Source organism: Psychroflexus salarius (genome assembly GCF_900129035.1).
GTDB classification, from domain to species: domain Bacteria; phylum Bacteroidota; class Bacteroidia; order Flavobacteriales; family Flavobacteriaceae; genus Psychroflexus; species Psychroflexus salarius.
Map to the genome: position 1 here is coordinate 1 of NZ_FQTW01000004.1, position 24312 is coordinate 24312.

At 33.6% G+C, this 24312-nt stretch carries 15 protein-coding genes and 2 tRNA genes; 4 read left to right on the forward strand and 13 right to left on the reverse strand.

The window, feature by feature from the left end; all coding sequences use genetic code 11:
• The 3 genes from BUB82_RS06065 to BUB82_RS06075 all read right to left on the reverse strand — a co-directional run.
• On the reverse strand, positions 1-6518 hold a 6518-nt coding region (locus tag BUB82_RS06065; protein WP_200796292.1), incomplete at its 3' end, for a thrombospondin type 3 repeat-containing protein.
• 3 nt (positions 6519-6521) lie between these two features.
• Positions 6522-6854, reverse strand: a complete 333-nt coding sequence (locus BUB82_RS06070; protein WP_073192721.1) for a hypothetical protein — start codon at positions 6852-6854, stop codon at positions 6522-6524.
• 285 nt (positions 6855-7139) lie between these two features.
• Positions 7140-8981, reverse strand: a complete 1842-nt coding sequence (locus tag BUB82_RS06075) for a tetratricopeptide repeat protein (protein ID WP_073192722.1) — start codon at positions 8979-8981, stop codon at positions 7140-7142.
• 492 nt (positions 8982-9473) lie between these two features.
• On the opposite strand from BUB82_RS06075, the gene BUB82_RS06080 reads away from it, so the two are divergent.
• Genes BUB82_RS06080 through BUB82_RS06090 form a run of 3 tightly spaced genes read left to right on the forward strand, consistent with a single transcriptional unit; the run spans position 9474 to position 14767 of the window.
• Positions 9474-10817, forward strand: coding sequence for a sigma-54-dependent transcriptional regulator (locus tag BUB82_RS06080; RefSeq protein WP_073192723.1), 1344 nt, complete (start codon positions 9474-9476; stop codon positions 10815-10817).
• Positions 10818-11894, forward strand: coding sequence for an FIST C-terminal domain-containing protein (locus BUB82_RS06085; protein WP_073192724.1), 1077 nt, complete (start codon positions 10818-10820; stop codon positions 11892-11894).
• Positions 11888-14767, forward strand: coding sequence for a response regulator (locus tag BUB82_RS06090; RefSeq protein WP_073192725.1), 2880 nt, complete (start codon positions 11888-11890; stop codon positions 14765-14767). Before BUB82_RS06085 ends, BUB82_RS06090 begins: the two co-directional genes overlap by 7 nt.
• Here the strand turns inward: BUB82_RS06090 and BUB82_RS06095 are convergent.
• The 10 genes from BUB82_RS06095 to BUB82_RS06140 form a co-directional block, all read right to left on the reverse strand.
• The gene (locus BUB82_RS06095) at positions 14764-15174 is read right to left on the reverse strand and encodes a response regulator (RefSeq protein ID WP_073192726.1); all 411 of its coding nucleotides are present in this window, start codon (positions 15172-15174) and stop codon (positions 14764-14766) included. The genes BUB82_RS06090 and BUB82_RS06095 overlap by 4 nt on opposite strands.
• A gap of 530 nt (positions 15175-15704) precedes the next feature.
• Positions 15705-15779: transfer RNA gene (locus BUB82_RS06100), tRNA-Val, on the reverse strand.
• Positions 15780-15818: 39 nt separating this feature from the next.
• Positions 15819-15893: transfer RNA gene (locus tag BUB82_RS06105), tRNA-Val, on the reverse strand.
• 85 nt (positions 15894-15978) lie between these two features.
• Complete coding sequence (locus tag BUB82_RS06110) at positions 15979-17199, reverse strand: bifunctional folylpolyglutamate synthase/dihydrofolate synthase (protein WP_073192727.1); 1221 nt, start codon at positions 17197-17199, stop codon at positions 15979-15981.
• 5 nt (positions 17200-17204) lie between these two features.
• Positions 17205-18083, reverse strand: a complete 879-nt coding sequence (locus BUB82_RS06115) for an energy transducer TonB (RefSeq protein ID WP_073192728.1) — start codon at positions 18081-18083, stop codon at positions 17205-17207.
• A gap of 1 nt (position 18084) precedes the next feature.
• On the reverse strand, positions 18085-18477 hold the full coding sequence (locus BUB82_RS06120; protein ID WP_073192729.1) for an ExbD/TolR family protein: 393 nt from the start codon (positions 18475-18477) through the stop codon (positions 18085-18087).
• Positions 18478-18486: 9 nt separating this feature from the next.
• A complete protein-coding gene (locus tag BUB82_RS06125; RefSeq protein WP_073192730.1) occupies positions 18487-19179 on the reverse strand; it encodes a MotA/TolQ/ExbB proton channel family protein in 693 nt (230 codons plus the stop codon).
• Positions 19180-19244: 65 nt separating this feature from the next.
• A complete protein-coding gene (gene nhaD, locus BUB82_RS06130) occupies positions 19245-20624 on the reverse strand; it encodes a sodium:proton antiporter NhaD (RefSeq protein ID WP_073192731.1) in 1380 nt (459 codons plus the stop codon).
• A gap of 8 nt (positions 20625-20632) precedes the next feature.
• On the reverse strand, positions 20633-21859 hold the full coding sequence (locus BUB82_RS06135; protein WP_073192732.1) for a Glu/Leu/Phe/Val dehydrogenase dimerization domain-containing protein: 1227 nt from the start codon (positions 21857-21859) through the stop codon (positions 20633-20635).
• A gap of 76 nt (positions 21860-21935) precedes the next feature.
• Positions 21936-23000 carry an anhydro-N-acetylmuramic acid kinase gene (locus tag BUB82_RS06140; protein WP_317041050.1) on the reverse strand — a complete coding sequence of 355 codons (1065 nt, stop codon included), beginning with the start codon at positions 22998-23000 and terminating at the stop codon, positions 21936-21938.
• Between the two features lie 114 nt (positions 23001-23114).
• Here BUB82_RS06140 and BUB82_RS06145 point away from each other — a divergent pair, with 114 nt between their 5' ends.
• Positions 23115-24257 (forward strand): acyl-CoA dehydrogenase family protein, encoded by a 1143-nt coding sequence (locus BUB82_RS06145; protein WP_073192733.1) that lies wholly within the window; start codon positions 23115-23117, stop codon positions 24255-24257.
• The last annotated feature ends 55 nt before the right edge of the window (positions 24258-24312 follow it).

Genomic DNA, 24312 nt, shown 5'->3' on the forward strand with positions numbered 1-24312 from the left:
TAATTGGTTTGCTTAAAGACTTCATCACCCCATTTATTAAAGACTCTCACGGACGTATTAGGATAACTCTCTAAATTGTAAATCATCCAAGTATCGTTAATGCTATCACCATTTGGTGTAAAGGCTTCAGACACATTAATTTCCATTAAATCACACACATCTCCAATACCATCATCATCACGGTCTTCTTGGCCTGGATTATAGGCTTCTGGGCAATTATCTTCTGAATTCATAACGCCGTCTCCATCAATATCATCATCGCAACGATCACCAATACCATCGCCATCTAAATCAAATTGCTCTTTATTGAATGTTAATGGACAGTTATCTTCGGTATCTGGAATACCATCGTTATCATCATCTGAGTCACAATTGTCTTTAATGCCATCACCGTCATTATCATCAAACTCGCTCACAACATTCACCACGAATTGAAGTGTAGAAACGTTTCCTGAAATATCAGTCGCTTGGAAAGTGACAATGTTTTCGCCTTCATCACTACAGAAGAAAATAGGTTCAGATATAGCTATACTCGCAATTGAACAGTTATCAAAACTCCCATTATCGACAGTCTCAGCCTCTAATGTTGCTTCGCCATTTTCATCTAAAAACACAGTTACAGTATCTTGAATATCAAGAGTTGGTGCTATAACATCGATGACTGTAACAGTAGCTTCTGCCGATGCTTGATTATCATTTACATCTGTCACTGTTAAGCTTACCGTGTTGTTTCCAAGGTTTGAACAATTGAAACTAGAAGTATCAAGCGCAAGCGCTGCAATAGCAATATTATCAGTACTGCCAGCATCAATCTGGTCAGGTGTGATAGTTGCTTCACCGTTTTCATCTAATTCAACCGTTATATCTTGTGTAATGACTACTGGTGGTATGTTATCACCTACAGTAACAATTGCTGTTTCAGTGGATACATTACCGTTTACATCGGTTACTGTTAGAGTTACCGTATTCTCACCAACATCTGCACTCGTAAAGTCTGTGATGTCTAATACTAAACTCTCTATACCACAATTATCACTGCTACCAGCATCTATTTGGTCGGCTGTAATACTCGCTTCGCCGTTATCGTCGAGATCTACTAAAATATCTTGAGTAATTACTGTTGGCGCTATATTATCTTCAACAGTTACTACTGCTGATGATGAAAATTCGTTATCATTAACATCAGTAACTGTTAAAGTTACTGTGTTAGCTCCTACATTTGAACAATCAAATTCTGTTATATCTAATACTAAATTTTCAATACTACAATTATCACTACTACCATTATCAATTTGGTCTGCTGTGATACTCGCTTCACCGTTTACATCTAATTCAACCGTAATGTCTTGTGTTACAACCGTTGGATCGATATTATCTTCAACGCTAACTGTCGCTGTTTCTGAAAATTCATTACCATTCACATCAGTCACCGTTAAAGTGACTGTATTTTCACCGACCATTGAGCAATCAAATTCAGTCACATCTAAAGTGAAACTTTCAATACCACAATTATCAATACTGCCATTATCAATTTGGTCTGCTGTAATACTCGCTTCACCATTTTCATCTAATTCGACTGTAATGTCTTGTGTTACAACCGTTGGATCGATATTATCTTCAACGCTTACTGTCGCTGTTTCTGAAGATTCATTACCATTCACATCAGTCACCGTTAAGGTCACCGTGTTAACACCAACGTTTGTACAATCAAATTCAGTGACGTCTAAAGCTAAACTTTCTATACCACAATTATCACTACTACCATTGTCAATTTGGTCGGCTGTAATACTCGCTTCACCATTTTCATCTAATTCAACCGTGATATCTTGCGTTACAACAGTTGGATCGATATTATCTTCAACTGTAACAAGAGCTGTTTCTGAAAATTCGTTATCATTAACATCAGTAACGGTTAAAGTTACTGTGTTAGCACCTACATTAGAGCAATCAAATTCAGTTACATCTAATACTAAACTTTCTATACCACAATTATCACTACTACCATTATCAATTTGGTCGGCTGTAATACTTGTTTCACCGTTGACATCTAATTCAACCGTGATATCTTGCGTTTGAACCGTTGGAACAGTATTGTCTTGAACCGTTACTGTGGCAGTAGAAAATGACTGATTACCAGATGTATCAGTTACAAATAAAGTCACTTCATTAGCGCCTATATTTGAACAATCTAAAACTGAAGGAGAAACTGAAGCTTCAAACGAACAATTATCAGTTGTACCATTATCAATCATTTCAGGAGTAATTGCAACCTGACCTTCTGCATCAAGTTCAACTGTAATATCTTGTGTTACAACAGTTGGATCTATATTATCTTCAACGTTAACTGTCGCTGTTTCTGAAGATTCGTTACCATTTGCATCAGTAACGGTTAAAGTTACTGTGTTAGCTCCAACATTAGAACAATCAAATTCAGTCACATCTAAAGTGAAACTTTCAATACTACAATTATCAGTACTACCATTGTCAATTTGTGTCTTTGTAATACTCGCTTCACCATTAGCATCTAATTCAACCGTGATATCTTGTGTTATAACCGTTGGAGCGATATTATCTTCAACTGTAACAAGAGCTGTTTCTGAAGATTCGTTACCATTAACATCAGTTACCGTTAAGGTTACTGTATTAGCTCCAACATTAGAACAATCAAATTCTGTTGTATCTAATACTAAACTTTCAATACCACAACTATCACTACTACTATTATTAATTTGGTCGGCTGTAATACTTGCTTCACCGTTTTCATCTAATTCAACTGTAATGTCTTGCGTTAAAACTGTTGGATCGATATTATCTTCAACGTTAACTGTCGCTGTTTCTGAAGATTCATTGCCATTGACATCAGTCACCGTTAAAGTTACCGTGTTAACACCAACGTTTGTACAATCAAAGTCTGTAGTATCTAAACTGTAATCTAAAGTGACCAAACAGTCTAATTCTGGGTCAGTTGCAAATCGTAAGGTATATGGCACAGCATTTTCAAGACTAGCAGTAGAAGTTATACCTGTGTTTGAACCACAACAATTTCCAATTTCACTCATATAATTACCAGAAGCAAGATTTTTTACATAAAATGGTTTTGTAGGATCAAATGTATCTCCAGCGACCAATCCATCTTGCTCTATTACGAAAGTAGAATTTGATTCATTATAATTATTTGAACCTGAGATCCAGAAGAATCCAGACTCATATAATCTCATATCCTGAGTGACCTGTGTTCCAGATTGATGACCGGTATATTTGAAATAAACAGGATCACCAATTTTTATAGATTGGTTCTGAGGAGAAGTTGAAACAATATTAAACTTAGCACGATTAAAACTTGTATAATATGTAAAGTTAAACGAATTATTGTCAATTTTTGAAACCCCAATATTTCCAGATGTATTCAAATAAAATTGAAAACTATTAGAATCGTTTAAATCTTCTATGAAATTGTATGAACCATTATCAACACTTGTAGGATCAACTGAGACTTGACCACTTTCATCTAATTGCACAGTTATGTTTTGAGTAACCGCTACAGGACTTGTTTCTATAAAGGTCACATCAAAACTTGATTGAACAATTGCTCCAAACTCATCTTCGAGACTTAAAGTAACCGTTACGGTTCCTGTCTGATCTGCTTCAGGGGTCATGGTCACTGTTCTTGTTGCGCCAGTGGCTGTAATATCAAAGGTATTCAATAACGAAGTGTTATTTGAAGTCGCTGTTAGTATTAAATCATCAGCTGCGGTTTCATTATCTGAAATAATTACATCAACCACAGCGTCTGTGTTCGGACAATTTTCAGTGATATCAGACACCGGATCTATCTCTGGGTCTGTATTCGTTCCCAATATAAAGATAGCTGTATCTGTACAACCGGTTACTGATGTTCCTGTTAAGGTGTATTCCGTAGCATCTTGAGCTACTGTAGGTGTTCCCGAAATTTCGCCTGTTGATGTGTTTAAACTTAGGCCTGTTGGTAATTCTGGCGTAATACTAAATACGGTATTACCATCAGGAACTTCTGTTGGCTGTATCGGCGTAATGGCCTCATTAATAGCAAGAACATAGCTTGATTCTGGAACATCGATAGCCACCTCAATCGATTCGATTATCTCTGTACTTGAGGTTGCTATACAACCTTCTTGGTTGATCACTGTCACATTATATATCCCTTCCTCAAGACCGGTTATCGTCTCTGTACTCGCGGTAAAGCCGTTAGGACCTGTCCATTCATAAGTGAAGATATCGGTTTCGGTGCCATTACTTATATTAGCACTTGCAGTACCATCACCAGAATTCCCACAAGTTTCATCTGTTTTGGTGATATCTACATCAAATGTACAAACCACCTCGGCATCTTCTATAGTTACGGTTTTTATATCTGACAGCTGTACGCAAGACTCATCGGTTAAACCGCCGTACTCGACCACATAACCGTCTATACTCGAATTGTCAAAGGCAAAATCATTCCAGGTACCATTTGTTCTAAAGTGGGCATAATCTTCGCCACCAGAATCATTAGGTTCATTCGTACTCCAATTGTTATACTCGCCACCTACAGCACTACCAGATCCTTCACCTTGCCAGAATTGTGTACCCGCTTCTGGGCCTGTGACCCATAACCATTGGTCTTCAGTAGCTGCATCGCTCGCACCTATCCAACCTTCTCCAGCTAATTTAGCGAAAATAAAGTCGTTTTCAGCTTGGCTGGTCACCGTGGCTAAATAGCCTGGTAAACCATATAAACTGCGATTGCTCGCTGCTGTCTCTGCGTCTTGCCAAGTAATACCTGGGTCGGCTACAAATTCGTAAAAATGACCGTTATCTTCTAAAGGTTGAGCGCTTCCTAAGGTAAACTCTATATCACGGCTACTTAAATTTGTACTCGTTGTACTAAACTTAACCGCCTGAAGTATCGACTGTGCTTCGGCATCGGTCATACTTCCTGATATACTTAAAACGCCTGTGGTTGCATCAAATGAGCTTGTCACTCCTGCTGGTAAGGTCATGCCTACTTCTAAATTATCGCCTGATTGCACATTAGTAATGCTTACTCTAAGCTCGCTGATGGATTGATCTTGAACAATGGTAATACCTGGATCTACCACATAAGCAAATCCGCTATTTAAAGCATCGGTACTGCCCGGCGTTGCCGTAATTGAAGCACTCGGGTTAAGGGCTATCTCAAAGGTTTCTGTGGTAGATTCACCCTCACCATCGGTTGCAGTGATGGTAATGTCTGTAGAACCTATTGCTCCTGAAACAAAACTATATGTTAATTGATAGTCTGTACCTGAGTTAGAAATTGTTAGGCCAGCATCTTGAATTAATGATTGATTAGATGAAGCTGCTGTCACCGTTAGCGGTGTGGCAGGAAAGTCATCACTCACCGTGAAATTAACCGGAGCAAAGGTCTCACCCACACAAAAACTTAAATCATCTATGGCGGAAACTACCGGTGTATCGTTGGGTAAGGTGCTGAAGTTTATTGAAGATATTTCACTTGTAACTTGATTACCGAAACCATCATCAAATTCAGACACAAAGTAAACAGTGTAATCTGTACCATAAGTTAAACCTGTAATATTTTCTACAAAAGGGGTGTTGGCTGTAGTTGAAATATTATTTTCAAAAAGTACGTTAACTCCATTATAATCTACACCAGCAATAATTTGACTTTCAGTAGGTGCTGTAGCTGCTGCTTCAACTACTAGGAAATAAGTTTGAGAGTCTTGAGTTGTTTGCGCTGTCAAATCTCCAGATGTGTATGTAATATTATCAACAGAAGCTGAAAAACCTAAAGACTTACCATAGTCTATCATAGCATATAACATATTCGTCATTTGAGGTTGAGGTTGCCAACCTGCATTGGTCAGAAAAAAAGGCGTAGTCATTCCTGAAAACAACACCTTACCACTACCTATGGTTTTTTCAGCAAATACATTACCAGCGCCTGCATTAGCATCTTGGTCTGAAACTTTAATGATAGGGTCTAAACCAGGACCTGTTAAAACATTGTGAGCAATAAAGCTCCCAGTATATTCATCAGCTATTATTGGGGTATATTCAGTATCTGTGTAAAACGGGTGATTTACATTGAATGGTTCTGATCTTCTTATCAAAATCCTTGTTGATGTTATACCAAAACCAGGAGAAAATTGATTATTAGGAAAATATTCATTCGTTGCAGCACTTATAAAAAGTATTCCGCCATTGTTTACCCAAGACTCAATTAAAGTCATATTACTATTAAGAAAATTAAGCATCATCGACGTGTCAGAATCACCTCCTTCAACAAAAACAAAATTTCTACTTGAAACGAAAACGTCACTAGCATCGACTGAATTATAAAAATAGTGCGTGTAATCTGAAGGGTAAATTTCATCCATACCTTGGATCAAGCTGTTTTGACCCCAAGGCTGAGAGGTATTACTTACGTATGCTGCTGAGTTTTGTGCAACAGAATAAGTAAACACTAAACATAATAATGTGAAGATAATTTTTTTCATAGGTTAGTAATTTTTAAAAATTCTATTAATTAGTCTATCATTTTTATAGAAGGAATAACTTATTTGATATGTAGAATAAAATACTTCAACTAATAAAAATGTTGATAAACCTTCAGATGATCTTCTTAAATCAACTATTTTAGATTTAGGCATCAGTTCAAAATACTCTTTATCAACAACTACAATTCTATTATCTACTTTGAAATCATTTAAGATTTTAGGCAGGTAATCAACAATTTGACCTGAAATAATAGTTTTATCTGTTGCATTTTTGGTTTGCCCAAAACCAATAAATACTGTAGCAAATAACATTGCTGTAATTAAAATGTTTTTCATATAATTAGGTTTTATAAGTATATGGAACAAATAAACTATAGACATAGCAATAAATCGCAACTTACAGCATAGATTAATTATAGACAGTTCAATTTTAGATATAGACAAATTATAGATTTAAAATACAGTTAATTGAAAATCAGATAATTAAACCATTGTCAACAGACTTATATTTAACAAGCTTCATCTGCAGATGTACTAAGTATTTTTTATGAAAACATTTTATGAAGGAAAAAAATTAGATGAGATCATCTCAAATAAGTAGGAAAAGTAATAATGTAATTTTTATAAAGATTCTATGTAAGATGTAAAATCTATTGTTTTATCAAGACCCATTTTTTTCTTTATTCTATACTTTTTTGTAATCACAGATTCATGGGTGATGTTTAGTATATCTGCAATTCTTTTATTGTCTAGTCGCATTTTTACTAAAGTACAGAAATCTATTTGTGAATTACTGATGTTAGGATAAAGTTGTTTTAATTGACTAACAAAGTGCGGATTTAAACGCTTAAACTTTTGCTGAATGTGATCCCAGTATTTGTCGGTTTTGGTGACTTGAGAAATCTTTTCGCTTATTTTTTTTTGGGTCTGTTTATCAAATTCTTTGGAGAGTTCAATAAATTTATTAATTGTCTTAGTTCGCTCAACAGTTAAAGCCATTACTTCAGCCTTTTGCTTTTCTATTTCATGTTCTTTAAATTCATTTAAATTTTGTTCAGCCTTTAGTTTAGATTTTAAAAGCTTTTCTTCTCTTTGTCTTTTTAAATCTTCTAATCGGGCTATTTTTTGTTTATTACGAAAATAATTGATCATAAATAGCAATATAAGCGTAACCGATAATGCAAAGAATATTAATATAAAATTTTTGTCCTTTTCGCTACTAATTTTTTTGGAAAGTATGATGTTATCTTTTTCGGCTAATTGCTTTTCATACTCTAAAGCTAATTGTCGCTTTAAAGCAAAATTTGAAAGTTGATGTAGAGAGTCCTGCAAAACAGAAAGTCGCTTTAATGCATAAAAACTAGGATCATTTATATTTTCTGGAGAAATTAGCGAAGACACTTGTTTAAAAAATTCTATCTGATCGATTAAACCATAACTCCTAGTAGGGTTGGTTTGAGAAAAATTTAAAATCTTCTTAATAAAAGCTCTTGATTGCTGAAGGTTATTAGTTTCTATTAAGACTTTTACATACTTACTAGCAATATCATATAGGCGTTCATTATTGTTTAAAAAGGCTTTATCTACAATAAATTGATAAAGTTGCTTAGCTTCATCAAATTGCTTTTGTTCAACTAAGATTTCAGCTTTTAACTCATCTGCATAACTCAAGAAGTTAGTATTATTAAATTCTTTTAAACCTGACTTTGATAATATAACCAGGCTATCAGCTATTCGGTAATTACCTAATTTAATCTCACATTTACTTAAATTGAGTTGAGCTAAATAATAGGTTTGTTGGCGATCAATGTCTTTTAACTTAGGTATTAAGCTTTTAAAACACTTTTTGGCGATAGTATAATTGCCAGATTCCATGTAAAGGTTTGCTAAATTGTGCTTTTCAATAATTAATTCTTCTCGACTAGCCTTATTTTTTTCAAAATAGTCAATAGCTTGTTTTTGAAAATCAATAGCTAAGTTGAAGTTTTGTAATCTTGTGTAGCAAGTTGCTCTCTGACCAGCAAGCAGTGCTAAAGCATTATAGTTTGATTCTGCCCTTGCAATACTATCGCCTAGTTCTATAACTTCAAAAGCTTTCTGGAATCTATTTTGTTTCTTGTAAACAACTGCAATATTATTAAGCATTTTTGGATATTCAGGCTGTTTTGGATCTAGATGTTCTAGACTTAAGTTAAAATAATACAAGGCGGTGTCTAAATCATTTTGTATGGCATTTAGTATAGCTTTGTTTTTAAAGTTATTAGCCTTTAAAGAATCTGGCCAATGATTATGTATAGATATTAAACTATCAGTAATATTAATCGCTCGCTTAGGCTGCTTAAATATAAGTCTAAAAGCGTCTTTTTGATATTTATAAATAGACTTTGTATCAATATCCTGAGCTACTATAGTAGAAGTAAAAATTAACAAGCATAAAACAAGAAGATATTGTTTTGAAAACATTTTTGGGGATTTTTTAGCAATAATAGTAAAATTAAAGCAATTATTTTGAATAAATTTTACGTAAAAGTTTAGATTTAACTACACTTGATAATTTTCAAAAAACCAAAATCTAACATGGAATTAAATATTCTGCAGAATACTAATACGCAGAACTACTATAATTCAAACCTATGAAAGCTTTTGTTTTCCGTCATCTTTCTGGCTTGGATGATTCATAGACAAAAGCGCTCTGTCTTTATCTTTATAACCAATATAGTAGAGTCTGCAAAAAGCTAAAACAAAAATCGAAATCAGGTAATAAATCATACAAAGACTAATTTTTATAAGGAGAAATATTTCAACACAACAATATTAGCAAAACCACTGCCTAAACATATTAAATTGATTTTCAGTTATTTAAAATTAAGATGCGATCTATTTTTTATAAATCGTTTCTATATTTTAGAAATTGCTTAGTTTTGATATTTAAAATTTCGCATAATAAACTAACATATGGCTTATTCAATTTTTGTGATTGATGATGATCCTTGGTCTTCAAAGAAAATACGGCACATTTTAAGTATGAATCCTGATCACGATGTTACTTTATTCGATGACCCCTTTCAACTTTTAAGCGCGCTTAAAAACCAACCCAATTTAATTTGTGTTGACTTTTTAATGCCTAAAATGAATGGAAAACAATTAATTCATGAAATTTTAAAACAAAACCCACATCAAGATATTTTAGTAATAAGTGGCCAAGAAAATATCACAAACGTAGTTGATTTATTTAAAATTGGGGTTAGAGACTATATTATTAAAACAGAGCATTTAAAAAATAGCTTATGGAAGTCTGTTGAAAATATTAAAGAAAAAAGACAGCTAAAAAATGAAATTAAATCTTTAAAATCACAAGTAAAAAAACAAGTTAAAGAAGACAATACTATAATTGGTGAAAGTATAGATATAAAAATTCTAAAACAAAATATTAAGAAAGCAGCTACAACAAACATTAATATACATGTTACTGGAGAAACTGGTACAGGAAAAGAACTGGTTGCACAAAGTATCTATAAAAATGCCACACAAATCACTGGTGAGTTTGTGTCTATAAATGTTTCTGCTATACCATCTAACTTGATTGAAAGTGAATTATTTGGATATGAAAAAGGCGCCTTTACGGGAGCAGAAAAATCTAAAGCCGGCTTATTTGAAAAAGCACATAAAGGTTTACTTTTTTTAGATGAAATAGCCGAATTAGAAATTGAATTGCAAGCGAAGTTACTAAGAGCTCTTGAAGAACGAAAAATCAGAAGACTTGGTGGCCGTAAATTAATTAGCGTAGATTTTAAATTAATTACCGCAACACATAAAGATTTAAGAACTGAAATTGAAAACGGAAACTTTCGAGAAGATTTATTTTATAGAATTTATGGGTTTCCTATTCAACTACCACCGCTTAGAAAACGCCAAAAAGATATAAAATTACTAAGCCTTCATTTTAAAGAAATTTTTGCAAAACAAAATCATAAAAAAGTACCTTCTATATCAACAAATGCTTTAAAAAAACTAGAATCATATCCTTTTCCTGGAAATATTAGAGAACTAAAATCTATAATAGAATTAGCATGTGTTTTATGCGAAAACCATACAATTCAAAAAAATGACATTAGGCTTCCCAATAAGACAAGAACATTTATTAGCGAAGAAAAAACATTGCAAGAACACACCGACGAAATAGTTCAGTATTATTTAGAAAAGTATCACTTTAACGTTAAACAAGTAGCCGAACTACTTAATATTGGTGTTTCAACCATATATCACTTAGCCAAACAAAAAAGAATAATACTAAAATAGATGCACTTTTTAATTAAAAACAAAGCACAACTTTTAAAGGCTTTAAAGCAATTTAACAACAATGGTACAACTAAAGCTCTAGTCTTAGTTTCAGACCTAATAAAAGATGATTTTAGAGCTGAATATCTAGGCATGATTAATGACCACCAATTAGAAATTTATGGCGGTACATTCCCAAGTTTAATTTATAACTCTAAAGCAAGTGATAATGGCTTCATACTAGTTGCTATGCCTGATATTGTAAACGCAAGCCTATTACCTTTAGATTTAGAACCCAAAGATTTAAACAAAACAATAAACAGGCTCAAAACAAATTCACATAATAATGATGTAAAATCTATTTTTACTCTAGTCAGTGCTTTTGGCACAGATAAAACTATCTTTTTAAAAAGCTTGTATAACACTTTTGGCAATACAGTTAACTACTTTGGCGCTGGTTGTGGATCAATTTCTAAAAATAAAGGTCAAGAAATTGTAAGCAATAAGGGCTTTGCCTCAAATTCAGGTTTAATCCTTCAATTAAAATCTAAACTTGAAATTAACTATGCTCACGGTTGGAAATCTTCAGATAATATCTACAAGGTAACCGAATGTGTGGGTAATGAAATTATATCGATCAATTGGGAGCCAGCTTTTAAAGTTTATCAGCAAATAATCGCTTCAGAATATAACTTAAATATTAATAAAACTAACTTTTTTGAAGTCGCTAAACAATTTCCACTAGGAATGCTTAGATTAGATAGCGAACTAATTATTAGAGATCCTTACGGAATTACGAAAAGAGAAGGCATTTTAGTTGTTGACAAAATTGAGGAAGGCGAATTTATTAAAATTATGTTCGGTACTTCTGAAGGTTTGTTAAATTCAACCAAAGCTATAAGAATTAATAAAAACCAGAACGCCATTTGTTTTAACTGTATCTCTAGAAAACTATTTCATCAAGAAAACATTAGTTTAGAACTCAATAAAATCGCACCAAACAATCTAATTGGTGCCTTTTCAATCGGTGAAATTGTTAATCAAGGTGATTCCTACTTAGAAATGTTCAATAAAATTGTAACCACTGCAAAATGTTAAATCCAATACATGAAAAAGAGATTATTCTTGAACTTACGTTTGCCATAAAAGCAACTAGTAAAGAAACACTGTTTAAAGAAACTTTACCTTTTTATGTTAAAAAACTCAACTGCCTTTCTGCTTTTATACTAGAAGAAGATAAAATTAATGTGGCAAGTGGTGCTGTGTTTCCAAAGGCATTTTTACAAGATTTAGACTTAGAACAAGTAAAGCACATTATTCAAGAAGAATGTCTAAAAGAACTTTATTTCTGCTGCTCAAGAATTAATAAATTACATTACTCGATATTTAAACTAACCAATTTCGGATATTTTGTTTTAGTTAGAAACCAACCCATTTCACCAAACTTTTGCAAGAGTTTAATCCCTGTTTTTCAGTTTTACGCGAATGCACTTGAAAATGCTGAAATTGCTGAAGAAAAAAACAGAATTCAAACACAAATCGATCAAGAAATAGCCATTCAAAATTTACTGATTAAAATGGCCTCTACCTATGTCAATATTGATTTAAAAGACATAGAAAGCAATATACAAAACTCCTTGACAGAAATAGGTGCTTTTGTTAATGCCGACCGATCATACATATTTAATTACGATAAAGAATTAAAAACATCTTCTAACACCTATGAGTGGTGTTCGGAAGGCATATCACCTGAAATAGATAACTTACAAAATATCCCTACATCTGAAATTCCAGATTGGATTAATAAGCATAAACTAGGTCAAGCCTTTGTTGTTGAAGACGTCTCTAAATTGCCTGACGGTGGTGAATATTGCTTAAAAAATATACTCTCATCTCAGGGCATTAAAAGTCTTATTACCTTACCATTAGTTTACAAATCTAATTTAATGGGCTTTGTAGGGTTTGATTCAGTTAAACAAATAAGAACTTATACTAATAAAGAAAAAAGCCTGCTTCAACTTTTCGCAGAATTACTAGTTAATATTCAATTAAGAAAAGAAGCTCAAGAAAAACTAAAGTACCAAGAGCAAAAATACCAATCCTTACTTGAAAATGTAGAAATTGGTTTAATTGAAGTCGACAATCACTTTAATGTAGAGTTTATAAACGAAACCTCCACCAAATTATTTGGATACACCATTGATGAGGTAGAAGGGAAAAATGCTATTGAGCAATTTATACCTGTCGATAATCAAGACTATTTAATGCGCGCCTTAAACAAATTAGAACCAAATCAAAACTTAAATTTAGAATTAGATGCATTTACAAAAGATAGATTTAAAAGAAGTATTTTAATTAGCTTAGGGACAAAAAATAATATTTACGGAGAAAAAACAGGCATAATAGGGGCTTTTATTGACAATACAAAGCAAAAAAAATTAGAGAAGCAGCTTATAAAAGCTAAAAAAGTTGCTGAAGTTGCAGCCAATGAAAAAGAAAAGTTTTTAGCAAACATCAGTCATGAGATGAGAACTCCATTAAATGTTATTAATGGAAATATTAACGAACTCATTAACTACAAAAACAAAACAGAAGATCGAAAAACACTCCTCAACCAAACCATCAACGCATCTTCTTATCTTCTAAACTTAGTTAATAACGTATTAGATTTAGCTAAAATAAAAGCAGGTAAGGTTAGTCTTGATAGCAGCAACTTTAACTTAAAAGACCTCTGTCAAAACACATTCACAATTTTAGCTTTCTTAGCAAAGAAAAATAATAATCAATACTTCTTTAATTTTGATGAGCAACTCAATATAGATGTTCATTCTGATGCCACTAAAATTTCTCAGGTATTAGTCAACTTTCTAAATAACGCCCTTAAATTTACAAATAATGGAAGTGTTAAATTTAGTGTTAAGTGCTTGCAAAAAAATGAAAATTACGTTGATGTACTTTTCAGTATTAAAGATGATGGCATTGGCATTGAAAAGAAATTTCTCAATGACATTTTTTCAGAATTCTCAAGAGAAAAAAACAGTAATGAAAACTCAGGCACAGGCTTAGGTATGCCCATTTCTAAAAACATTATAGACTTACTTAATGGTAAAATAAAAATTGAGTCTCAAAAGAATAAAGGAACTCTAATTGAACTTTTTCTCAACCTCAAAACTGCTGAAAAACAAAGTCGTAAGAAAAAAGAGCATAAAAAATTTGATTTACTTAGAGAGAAAAACATTCTCCTTGTAGAAGACAACCAGATGAATGCCTTAATCGCAAAACGAATCTTAGAAAGAGAAAAAGCCAACATCAGTTTAGCTAAAAATGGCCTAGAAGCAATAGAAGCACTTAAAGAAAAAAATAATACTTATGACTTAATTTTAATGGATATACAAATGCCAATAATGGATGGCATTAAGGCAACAAAAATAATAAGAAATAAATTAAGCCTAACAACGCCAATCATAGCAATAACAGCAAATGTATTTAAAACTGATTTAGATTCTTACATTAATAAAGGCATTAACAAAATCATCACGAAGCCATTTACAGAAAAAAAATTATTAGAAACCTGTACCAGTATTTTTGTTAATAAACCTAAAGATACAGAGCAAAATGAAGACCCTAAAATCAATATCGATTATAACCTCAAAAATTTGAATGAAATAGCAGCTGGAGATTCAAATTTCATAGACGAATTACTTAGCACTTTCCAAATACTTATAAAAGAAACAGTAACAAAATTAGATCAAGCATACCTTAGTAAAAATGTAAGCTTGATTAAAAATGCCCTGCACAAAATTAAGCCTAGTATTTCAGACTTAATGCTTGATGAACTTTTAGAAAAAATAAAACTAGTTGAAAACTCGGATGACTTAGAAGTCATAGAATATCAAAGCAATCTTATTAAAATAGCTCTAATAAAGCTTGAAAAAAACATAAGTAATAAACATCAATCAGGCAAAAATTAAGCCGTTCTCAAGCGATATTCACCATGCTTTGCACTAATAATATCCTTTAAACGCTTACTATTTAATGGTTTAGGTATAAATCCTTGACAGAAATCCTTATCACAATCATCTAAAATAGATTTTACATCAACATTAGCGCTCACAAGGTATGAACGAAATTTATGTGTGATTTGATGAGCAGAGCAGAAACTTGCTAACTCGTTAATAACATCAACACCATTTAGTTGGCCCATGTTATAATCAGTCAATACGATATCGGGCATATCAATTTGATCAGACTTTAAGTCTTTCAAAAAATCTTCACCAGAACTATACTGCTGTAAATTAATAGTTAAGTCTAAGTCTTTGATTAAAGTCGCATGTAAAAATCTTGTAATATCGCAATCTTCAATTATAGCTACTCTCATTATATTTTTTTAGGACCTAATAGCCAAAGTTGTACCAGTAATATAAAGTATTGATTTTTAGTATAATAGATTTTGATCAGTCTTATTGTTGAGTATAAAAAATAGACTGTTTTCTAATTTTTAGAAATTCTATAGAACGAATTACTAATATGAAACAACTAATATTACTTATATATAACTTTAAAGTTAAAAAAAGATTTAAAATACTTAAAGCCGTTAACACAATAGCATGTTCACGAATTTCTTTCACGACATAAAACTTAGCGGAAAACATTAGCTTTCGTAAATCAGAACTTTAAAGCACTCCCAAATAAAAATCCCAATATCGTAGATATTGGGACTCTGCTTGATGTGGGTCATACTGGATTATTGTTATGATCCAGAGTTGAAGCCCACTCCTGCAAATAGAATCCCAATTATGCTATCGCATAATTTAGGGATTTTTACTTATCCGTCCTCTTAAAGCACAGCTTTAGAGCACTCCTAAATAAAAAATCCCAATATCCTAGATATTGGGACTCTGCTTGATGTGGGTCATACTGGATTCGAACCAGTGACTTCTACCCTGTCAAGGTAACACTCTGAACCAACTGAGTTAATGACCCGATAAGAACAAAAAAGCTCAAACCGAAGCTTGAGCTTTGTGGGTGCGAAGGGATTCGAACCCCTGACCTTCTGGGTGTAAACCAGATGCTCTGAACCAACTGAGCTACGCACCCTCGCTATTGCGGATGCAAATATAAATCTATTTTTAATATCTCAAAATATAAACTTAAGTTTTTTCTGATTTAATTAATCTGGACTTTAAACAACTTCGGCTACTGTAAACGTGCTGCCACCAACATAAATAACATCATCAGAGTAGGCAACTGATTTAGCAGCCAACAAACCGGCTTGAACACTTGCGTAAGTTTCTCCTAACAATTGATACGCCTTAGCCTTTAATTGAAGTTGCCGAGCTACTAAGGCACGTTTTATTTTTGGGCTAACAAAATAATATTCTGCATCACGTGGAAATAAAGGCAAAATACGAGACAAATCTTTATCATTAACAACTCCAATAACAATATGTAGCCGTTTTGCATCTAGCTTTTGTAATTGTGGAATAACATAACTTAAACCCTCAAAATTATGTGCAGTGTCTGCTATAATTTTGGGATTTTCACTTAAAATTTGCCAACGTCCTAATAAACCAGTGTTTTTAATTACATTTGAAAAACCTTGTGTTAAGTTTTCATTTGAAATTTTATAGCCTAAATGTTCTTGCAACACCTTTAGAACACAAACTACTGTTGTTGCGTTATGATGTTGATAATAACCCTGCAAATCTGTTGTTGGAACTTTTAACTTCAACCGATTGGCAAAATAAATTGGTGCGTCTTCAGCCTTGGCTTTTGCTTTAAAAATAGTTTCAGTATCAAGTTGCGTTTCTCCAATAACAATTGGTGTTTTTGGCTTAATAATTCCCGCTTTTTCTGAAGCGATTTGAGCATGTGTTTCACCTAAAAATTGCGTATGATCTAAACCAATATTGGTAATAACTGATAGAATTGGGGAAATAATATTTGTAGAATCTAGGCGACCTCCCAAACCGACTTCAATAACGGCAATGTCTACCTTTTGTGATTTAAAGTAATCGAAAGCTAAGCCAACCGTCATTTCAAAGAAGGACAGCGCTTGTTTTTCAAAATAAGTTTGATGCTGTTCTACAAACTCAACAACAGCTTCTTTTGAAATACATTGTCCATTAACTTTAATGCGTTCTCTAAAATCCTTTAAATGTGGTGATGTGTACAAACCAACTTTATAGCCTTGAGTTTGTAATACTGAAGCTAGCATATGACTTACTGAACCTTTACCGTTAGTTCCACCAACATGTATTGATTTAAAGGAATGATGTGGTTGATTGAGGTAGGCATCAAGTTTTAAGCTATTACTTAAATCGGCTTTATAGGCTGAAGCACCTTTAGATTGGTACATTGGTAATTGTTGAAATAACCAATCTATGCAATATTGATAGGTCATCACAGTTATTCAGAGAGTTTGAAAACGTATGTAATAAAACCAACTTGCTTACTAGGTGCATTAGTATCACTATTAAATTGAGTATCTAATGCAGCACGTTTAGCAGGCTCTAATAGACAAGGACTAGTATTGGTTGTTCCTTTTTGTCCAGGAATAGCACGAATAACTTTACCGTTACGATCAACTTCAATACGTACCACGACTTCACCAGATTCATTACAATCTTGAATGTATTTTTCTTTATTTAAGGCTTTACGACCGCCAAGTCTGTAATTACCATCACCATCTAAACCTTTACCAGTACCATAATAGTTTTTAGCATTAGGATCTCCATTAGGGTTGCCTTTATCTCCGCCAGAAGTATCATTTCCTTCACCATTGGTTTCTTGACCATTATTTTCAGGGCCATTCATCAAACTTTCCATAGCATCTGTTACTGACTTGTCAGGTTTTGGCTTAGGTTTAGGCTCAGGCTTTTTTGGTTCTTCTTGCTCTTTAGGTTCTTTTTTAGGCTGAACCTCTTCAGGTTGCTTTTCTGGTTTTTCTTTTTGAACTTCCTTTGGTTGTTCTTTCTTATCATCTTTAATTACAGGCGCATCTTCAGTAGTTTGGTTGATGACTTCTTCCTCTTCTATGGCTGATGCTGCCTCTTCTACAGGCGTTGGTTCTGGAGTATCCTGAACAGGTGCGGTTTTTATAGGTTTTTGAGGTTGAACTTCTCCTGCACCAAAATCGGTTGTACCAAAATTAACGGCAATTCCTTTTTCTTTTGGTGGATCAAAATATTTAAATCCAAACATAAACATCAAGACCAAAATAATAGCATATATTACAGTGGTAATAATAAATGATTTACGCTCGTGTTTTGTTTTAAGGAACTTCAATTTAGTTTGGTTTTACGGCTAAAACAAGTTTGTATTTATTGTCATTAGCAATAGACATCACGTCGACCGCTTTTTGTAAAATTACATCCTTTTCTGCTCTTAAAATAACAGTCGGTTGTTCTACGCCATTTAACTTAGATTTTAAAGCTGTTTCTAAATTTTTAAGCGGCACTTGCTCTCCATCAACATAGTATTTCAAGTCTTTTGTGATACTTACAGACACATTTTGCTTATTGGTTGTTTTACCTTTAGCTTTTGGTAAAATTAAATCAAGAGCTTCTGGCGTAATTACTGGCGAAGTTAGCATGAAAAATATCAGCAATAAAAACACGATGTCTGTCATAGACGACATGCTAAATTCTGGGCTAACTTTATTTCTTCCGCGTAAATTCATAAGTTAGAATTAAGTAGGCTCGTTAAGTAAGTCTAAAAAGTCGACTGCAGTGGCTTCCATTTGATGCACAACTTTATCCGTTTTAACCACTAAGTGATTGTAAGCAATGTAAGCAATAATACCTACAATTAAACCCGCAACTGTTGTTGTCATGGCTGTGTATATTCCTTCGGCTAGCGAGCCCATTTCAGCTTGCCCACTACTTGTGGCTAATTCGTAAAACGCTAAAACCATACCGATAACTGTCCCTAAAAATCCTATCATTGGTGCTGCACCAGCAATAGTTGCAAGCACACTTACATTTTTTTCTAATTTGTAGACTTCTAAACGCCCGGCATTTTCTATAGCCGTATTAATATCTTCAAGCGGAGTTCCAATACGGGAAATACCTTTAGCTGTTAATCTAGCTACAGGAGAATTTTCTTGAGCACAATGCATTTTAGCCGCTTCAATATTACCATTTGTAACGTTATCTTTAATTTTATTCATAAAATCTTTATCTGTTTTTGAAGCTGCCTTGATGGCAAATAAACGTTCAAAATAGATGTAAAAGGCTACAAAAAGCAAGACAGCAAGAATGGCGATAATAATTGTACCACCAGCGCCACCGCTAAAAATTAAATCGATTACTGATAGGGTTTTCTCTTCAGAAACACCTTCAGCTTGTTCTGAAGAAACTTCTTGTAAAATCGTGTAAATCATAAGTAATAGCTTCTGTGTAATAACGTCAAATTTAAAATTTAATTGTTAACTTTTAGATTTTTATCTTAGTTGTAGAAAAAATATTCAATAAATACAAAAATACCTGCACCTGCCAGAAAACCAACCAAAGCTAACCAAGTGATTTTTTTAAGATACCAAATAAAATCAATTTTCTCGATTCCCATGGCAGCTACACCTGCAGCTGAACCAATTACAAGCAAGCTCCCGCCTGTACCTGCTGAGTAAGCGATAAAATGCCACACAGGACTATCTACCTCGAAAGTATACATACCCATTGTTGCTGCAACCATTGGGACATTGTCAATCAAAGCTGAAAGCATACCTAGTAAAATTACTACGACATCCATATTCGGGATAGCGTTTGAAATACTTTCAGCAGCATAACGAAGCGTACCAACCTCAACACCGCTTATACTTCCAAAAACTAAGCTTTCAAGCGCTGCAACTGCCAGTAAAATTCCTAGAAAAAACAAAATACTAGAAAACTCAATTTTAGACAATGCCTTATGAGTTGAGTAGCGGTACTTCTGATTTGAAGGTAAGTTTTTTACTGGTTTAACATATTCAGACACAAGCCAAACTAAACCAAGACTAAACATCATCCCGAGATAAGGCGGTAAACCTGTTATCATTTTAAAAATAGGCACAAATACAATTGCTCCTAAACCCACATAAAGCATGGTTTTACTACTCAATAAGCGTTCAGTGTCTTCATCAATAATAAGTTCTTTTCTAATAGCTCTTCCTCGAAATGGTTTCAACTTAGTCGCTATAAAAAACGGGACTACAAAACATGCTAAAGAAGGAATAATTAAGTATTCAGATAGGCCTACGGCTGTGACCTTACCTCCAATCCAAAGCATAGTCGTAGTCACATCACCAATTGGAGACCAAGCGCCACCAGCATTTGCGGCGATAATTATCATTGCGGCATACCAGACGCGATATTGGTGTTTTGCTAATATTTTTCGCAATAAGGTAATTAGAATTATAGTTGCTGTAAGGTTATCTATAATCGCTGAGAGAACAAAGGCTAAAATTCCGAGAACCCATAATAAACGCTGTTTACTTTTAGGTTTGATAACTTTTTTTATGATGCCAAATCCACGATGTAAATCAACTATTTCTACAATAGTCATTGCACCGATTAAAAAGAAAAGGATTTCACCAATTTTACTAAAATGATGCATGAGGTTTTTCTTAAAACCATAAGCTTCAGTTTCGCTATAACCTTCAGCTAGACTAAAAACTTCACCTTTATAGTTTATCACATCAAACCAGGATTGGTTAAAACCAATCGATAAAAGCGCCCACATTAAAGTTCCCATCAGTAAGGCTGGAACTGCTTTATCAAGTTTGAGTGGATGCTCAAGGGTAATGGCTAAATAGCCAATCACGAAAATTAAAATAATAAATGTTGTCATTTAATAAGTCATAAAAGTTGATTAAGTGCAATTTCAAATGCAGTACGACTAATATTTAATTTATCGCTATTATTATCATAAGTATTTTGAATTGCATTTTTAATGGTAATTGAAGTATCGTTAAAGATGGCTTCATCTGTCATCTGTACTTTACGCTCCATAAAGTAAGCAAAAACACGAGCCATACCACAATTAGAAATAAAATCAGGAATTAAACTTGTTTTAGCATCGGTATATTCCATGATAGGGCCAAAGAAAATCTCTTTATCTGCAAATGGTACATTAGCACCACATGAAATCACTTCAAGACCAGAATTAATCATTGCGTCAACTTGTTGTTTAGTAATTAAACGTGAAGCTGCACATGGTGCAAAAACCTCAGCACCGAGACGCCAAATTTTAGTATTAACTTCATCAAACGGAATTAAATTTTCAGCATGTAAAGTATTACCATTTTTGTTTAAAAAGAGTTCTTTTATTTCTTCAAAGCTAAAGCCACCTTCATTAATCAAACCACCTGCACGGTCTAAAATTCCGACAACTTTTGCGCCCATTGATGCTAAGTAATAAGCCGCCGCTGAACCTACATTACCAAAGCCTTGAACAATAGCTTTTTTTCCTTTAACATCACCACCATAAATTGAATAGTAATGCTTAACAGCTTCGGCTACTCCAAAGCCTGTAATCATATCAGCAACTGTGTATTTACGAAGTAAATCTGGTGTGTAATCTGGGTTTTCAAGAACTTTAATCACACCATGACGTAACTGACCAATCCTGTTAATTTTGTCGGCTTCAGTTGGTTGAAAATGACCGTTAAACACGCCTTCTTGTGGATGCCAAACGCCGCAACTTTCGGTGATAGGAATCACCTCGTGAATTTCATCAACATTCAAGTCACCACCTGTACCATAATAACTTTTTAATAATGGTGATACTGCTTTATACCAACGTTCAAGTACGCCTTTTTTTCTAGGATCACTTGGATCAAAGTTTATTCCTGATTTAGCACCACCAATGGCAGGACCAGAAACCGTAAATTTAATTTCCATGGTTTTTGCGAGTGATAAAACTTCATTTTTATCTAATCCTTCACGCATACGAGTTCCACCACCTGCAGCGCCACCACGAAGTGAATTAATAACTGTCCAGCCTTGAGCTTCGGTTTCAGAATCTTTCCAGTGAAAAACAATTTCTGGTAATTTACTTTCATATTGTTCGAGCAATTCTTTCATGTAATTGTATTTGTTAGGTTAAATATGCCAAATTATATCAATTGGCATTGGTTAATTAAATTCTGTTTTAGTTATTTTAAGGATAAAATAAAACACCACTTGAATGGTCATGTTTGGCACCTGTCACATCAGCCAAAATGTTAACTTCATTCCTATGTTTCAAAACCCCTAAAAACGCAAAAATTAAGGCTTCTTTAAAATCGATTAAATTATGCGATGGTAAAATTAATTTATCTTTTAGGAATTGTTGAAGTAATTTGAATAAATATTTATTATACGCACCACCACCTGTTATTAATACATTGCTAAAGTCTTTAGTGTTTTCGGTAATTTGGTGAGCTATATGATGTGTAAAAGTGGCTATAATATATTCTGGTGAAAGCGAAAATGAATCAATTAGAGGAAAAACCTGAGCTTCTATCCATTCTAAACCTAAAGACTTAGGTGGCGACTGGTTGAAGTAACTCAGCTGATTGAGTTGTTTTAATAATCTTGTATTAATTGGTGATGATTCAGCTATTTTACCATCAACATCATAATCTAAGTTGAGTTGTCGTGCATAATAATTAGTAACTTTATTAGCAGCGCAAATGTCATAAGCAACGCGCTTTCCATCACTTTGAAAAGATATATTTGCAAAGCCACCAATATTTAAGCAGGCACCATAATCTTGAAACAGTAATTGATCACCAATTGGCACTAATGGTGCACCTTGACCTCCTAATTGTACATCTTGCACTCTAAAATCACAAATTACTGGCAATTGTGTTAACTGAGCTAATAAAGCTTCATTACCGATTTGCAAGGTAATGCCTTTTTCAGGTTGATGAAAAACCGTGTGACCATGAGCCGAAATAAAGTCAATCTTACCACACTTAAATTCAGACCTAAAATCAAGGCAGTATCTGGCCGAAAGTTCTGCAAAATCTTCAGATAATTTTTGTAATTCGACTGAAGATAATCGGTGTGCTTCGGCTAATCGCTTTTGCCAAGAGGTGTTGTATGAATAAGTTTTAGCATTTAAAATTTCAAACTTCCAGTTTGATGCCTTTGTAAAAAGGACTTCAACGATATCTAAACCATCAAGTGAAGTTCCAGACATCAGGCCTAGGACATGATAATTATTTTGAGGTATTTCCAAAATCTTAGGTTAAAAATCAATTTCATTTAACAATTCGTAAAAATAACGAATAAACACTGAAAATTCGGTAGTTCTCATTATATTTGTGCTATTAACAAAATGAGATTAATACAGATGGATTTTAAACTAACTGAAGAGCATGAAATGATTCGTCAAGCGGCGCGTGATTTTGCTAAAAACGAATTATTACCAGGCGTTATTGAACGTGATGAGAAACAAGAATTTCCAAAAGCTCAGATTAAACAATTGGGCGAATTAGGCTTTATGGGAATGATGGCTTCACCTGAGTATGGTGGTGGCGGAATGGATACGATTTCGTATGTGATTGCTATGGAAGAATTGTCTAAAGTAGATGCATCTGCCTCTGTTGTTGTTTCTGTTAACAATTCACTTGTATGTTGGGGACTTGACACTTATGGTACACCTAAGCAAAAAGAAAAATATTTATCTCAACTCACCACTGGCGAAAAGATTGGTGCGTTTTGTTTAAGCGAGCCTGAAGCTGGAAGTGATGCTACTTCTCAAAAAACAACTGCTATTGATAAAGGTGATCATTATGTAATTAATGGTACTAAAAACTGGATTACTAACGGTAATTCTGCTGATATTTATTTAGTGATTGCACAAACCGATCGTGAAAAAAAGCATAAAGGTATTAATGCTTTTATAGTTGAAAAAGGCATGGAAGGTTTTGAAGTTGGCCCAAAAGAGCAAAAAATGGGAATTCGCGGGAGTGATACGCACTCTTTAAACTTCAATGATGTTAAAGTTCCTAAAGAAAACCGAATTGGTGAAGATGGTTTTGGTTTTAAGTTTGCCATGAAAACACTTTCAGGTGGCCGAATTGGTATTGCAGCACAAGCTTTAGGTATTGCTGCTGGCGCTTATGAATTAGCCAAAGAATATGCTAAAACACGTAAAGCATTTGGTACTGAAATTATGAATCACCAAGCTATCGCTTTTAAAATTGCCGATATGCATACTCAAATTGAAGCAGCGCGACACTTAGTTATGAAAGCGGCTTGGGATAAAGATCAGGGCAATAATTACGACTTATCTGGTGCAATGGCAAAGCTATATGCGTCTCAAGTGGCTATGGAAGTAGCTACTGAAGCCGTTCAAGTTCATGGCGGAAATGGTTATGTTAAAGAATACCATGTTGAACGTTTAATGAGAGACGCCAAGATTACTCAAATTTATGAAGGTACTTCTGAAATACAGAAAATTGTTATTTCAAGAAGCGTTTTTAAAGATTAGTTTGGTTTTTAAAATCTTTCTTCTATAAATAAAAAAACCGTCTCAAATTGAGGCG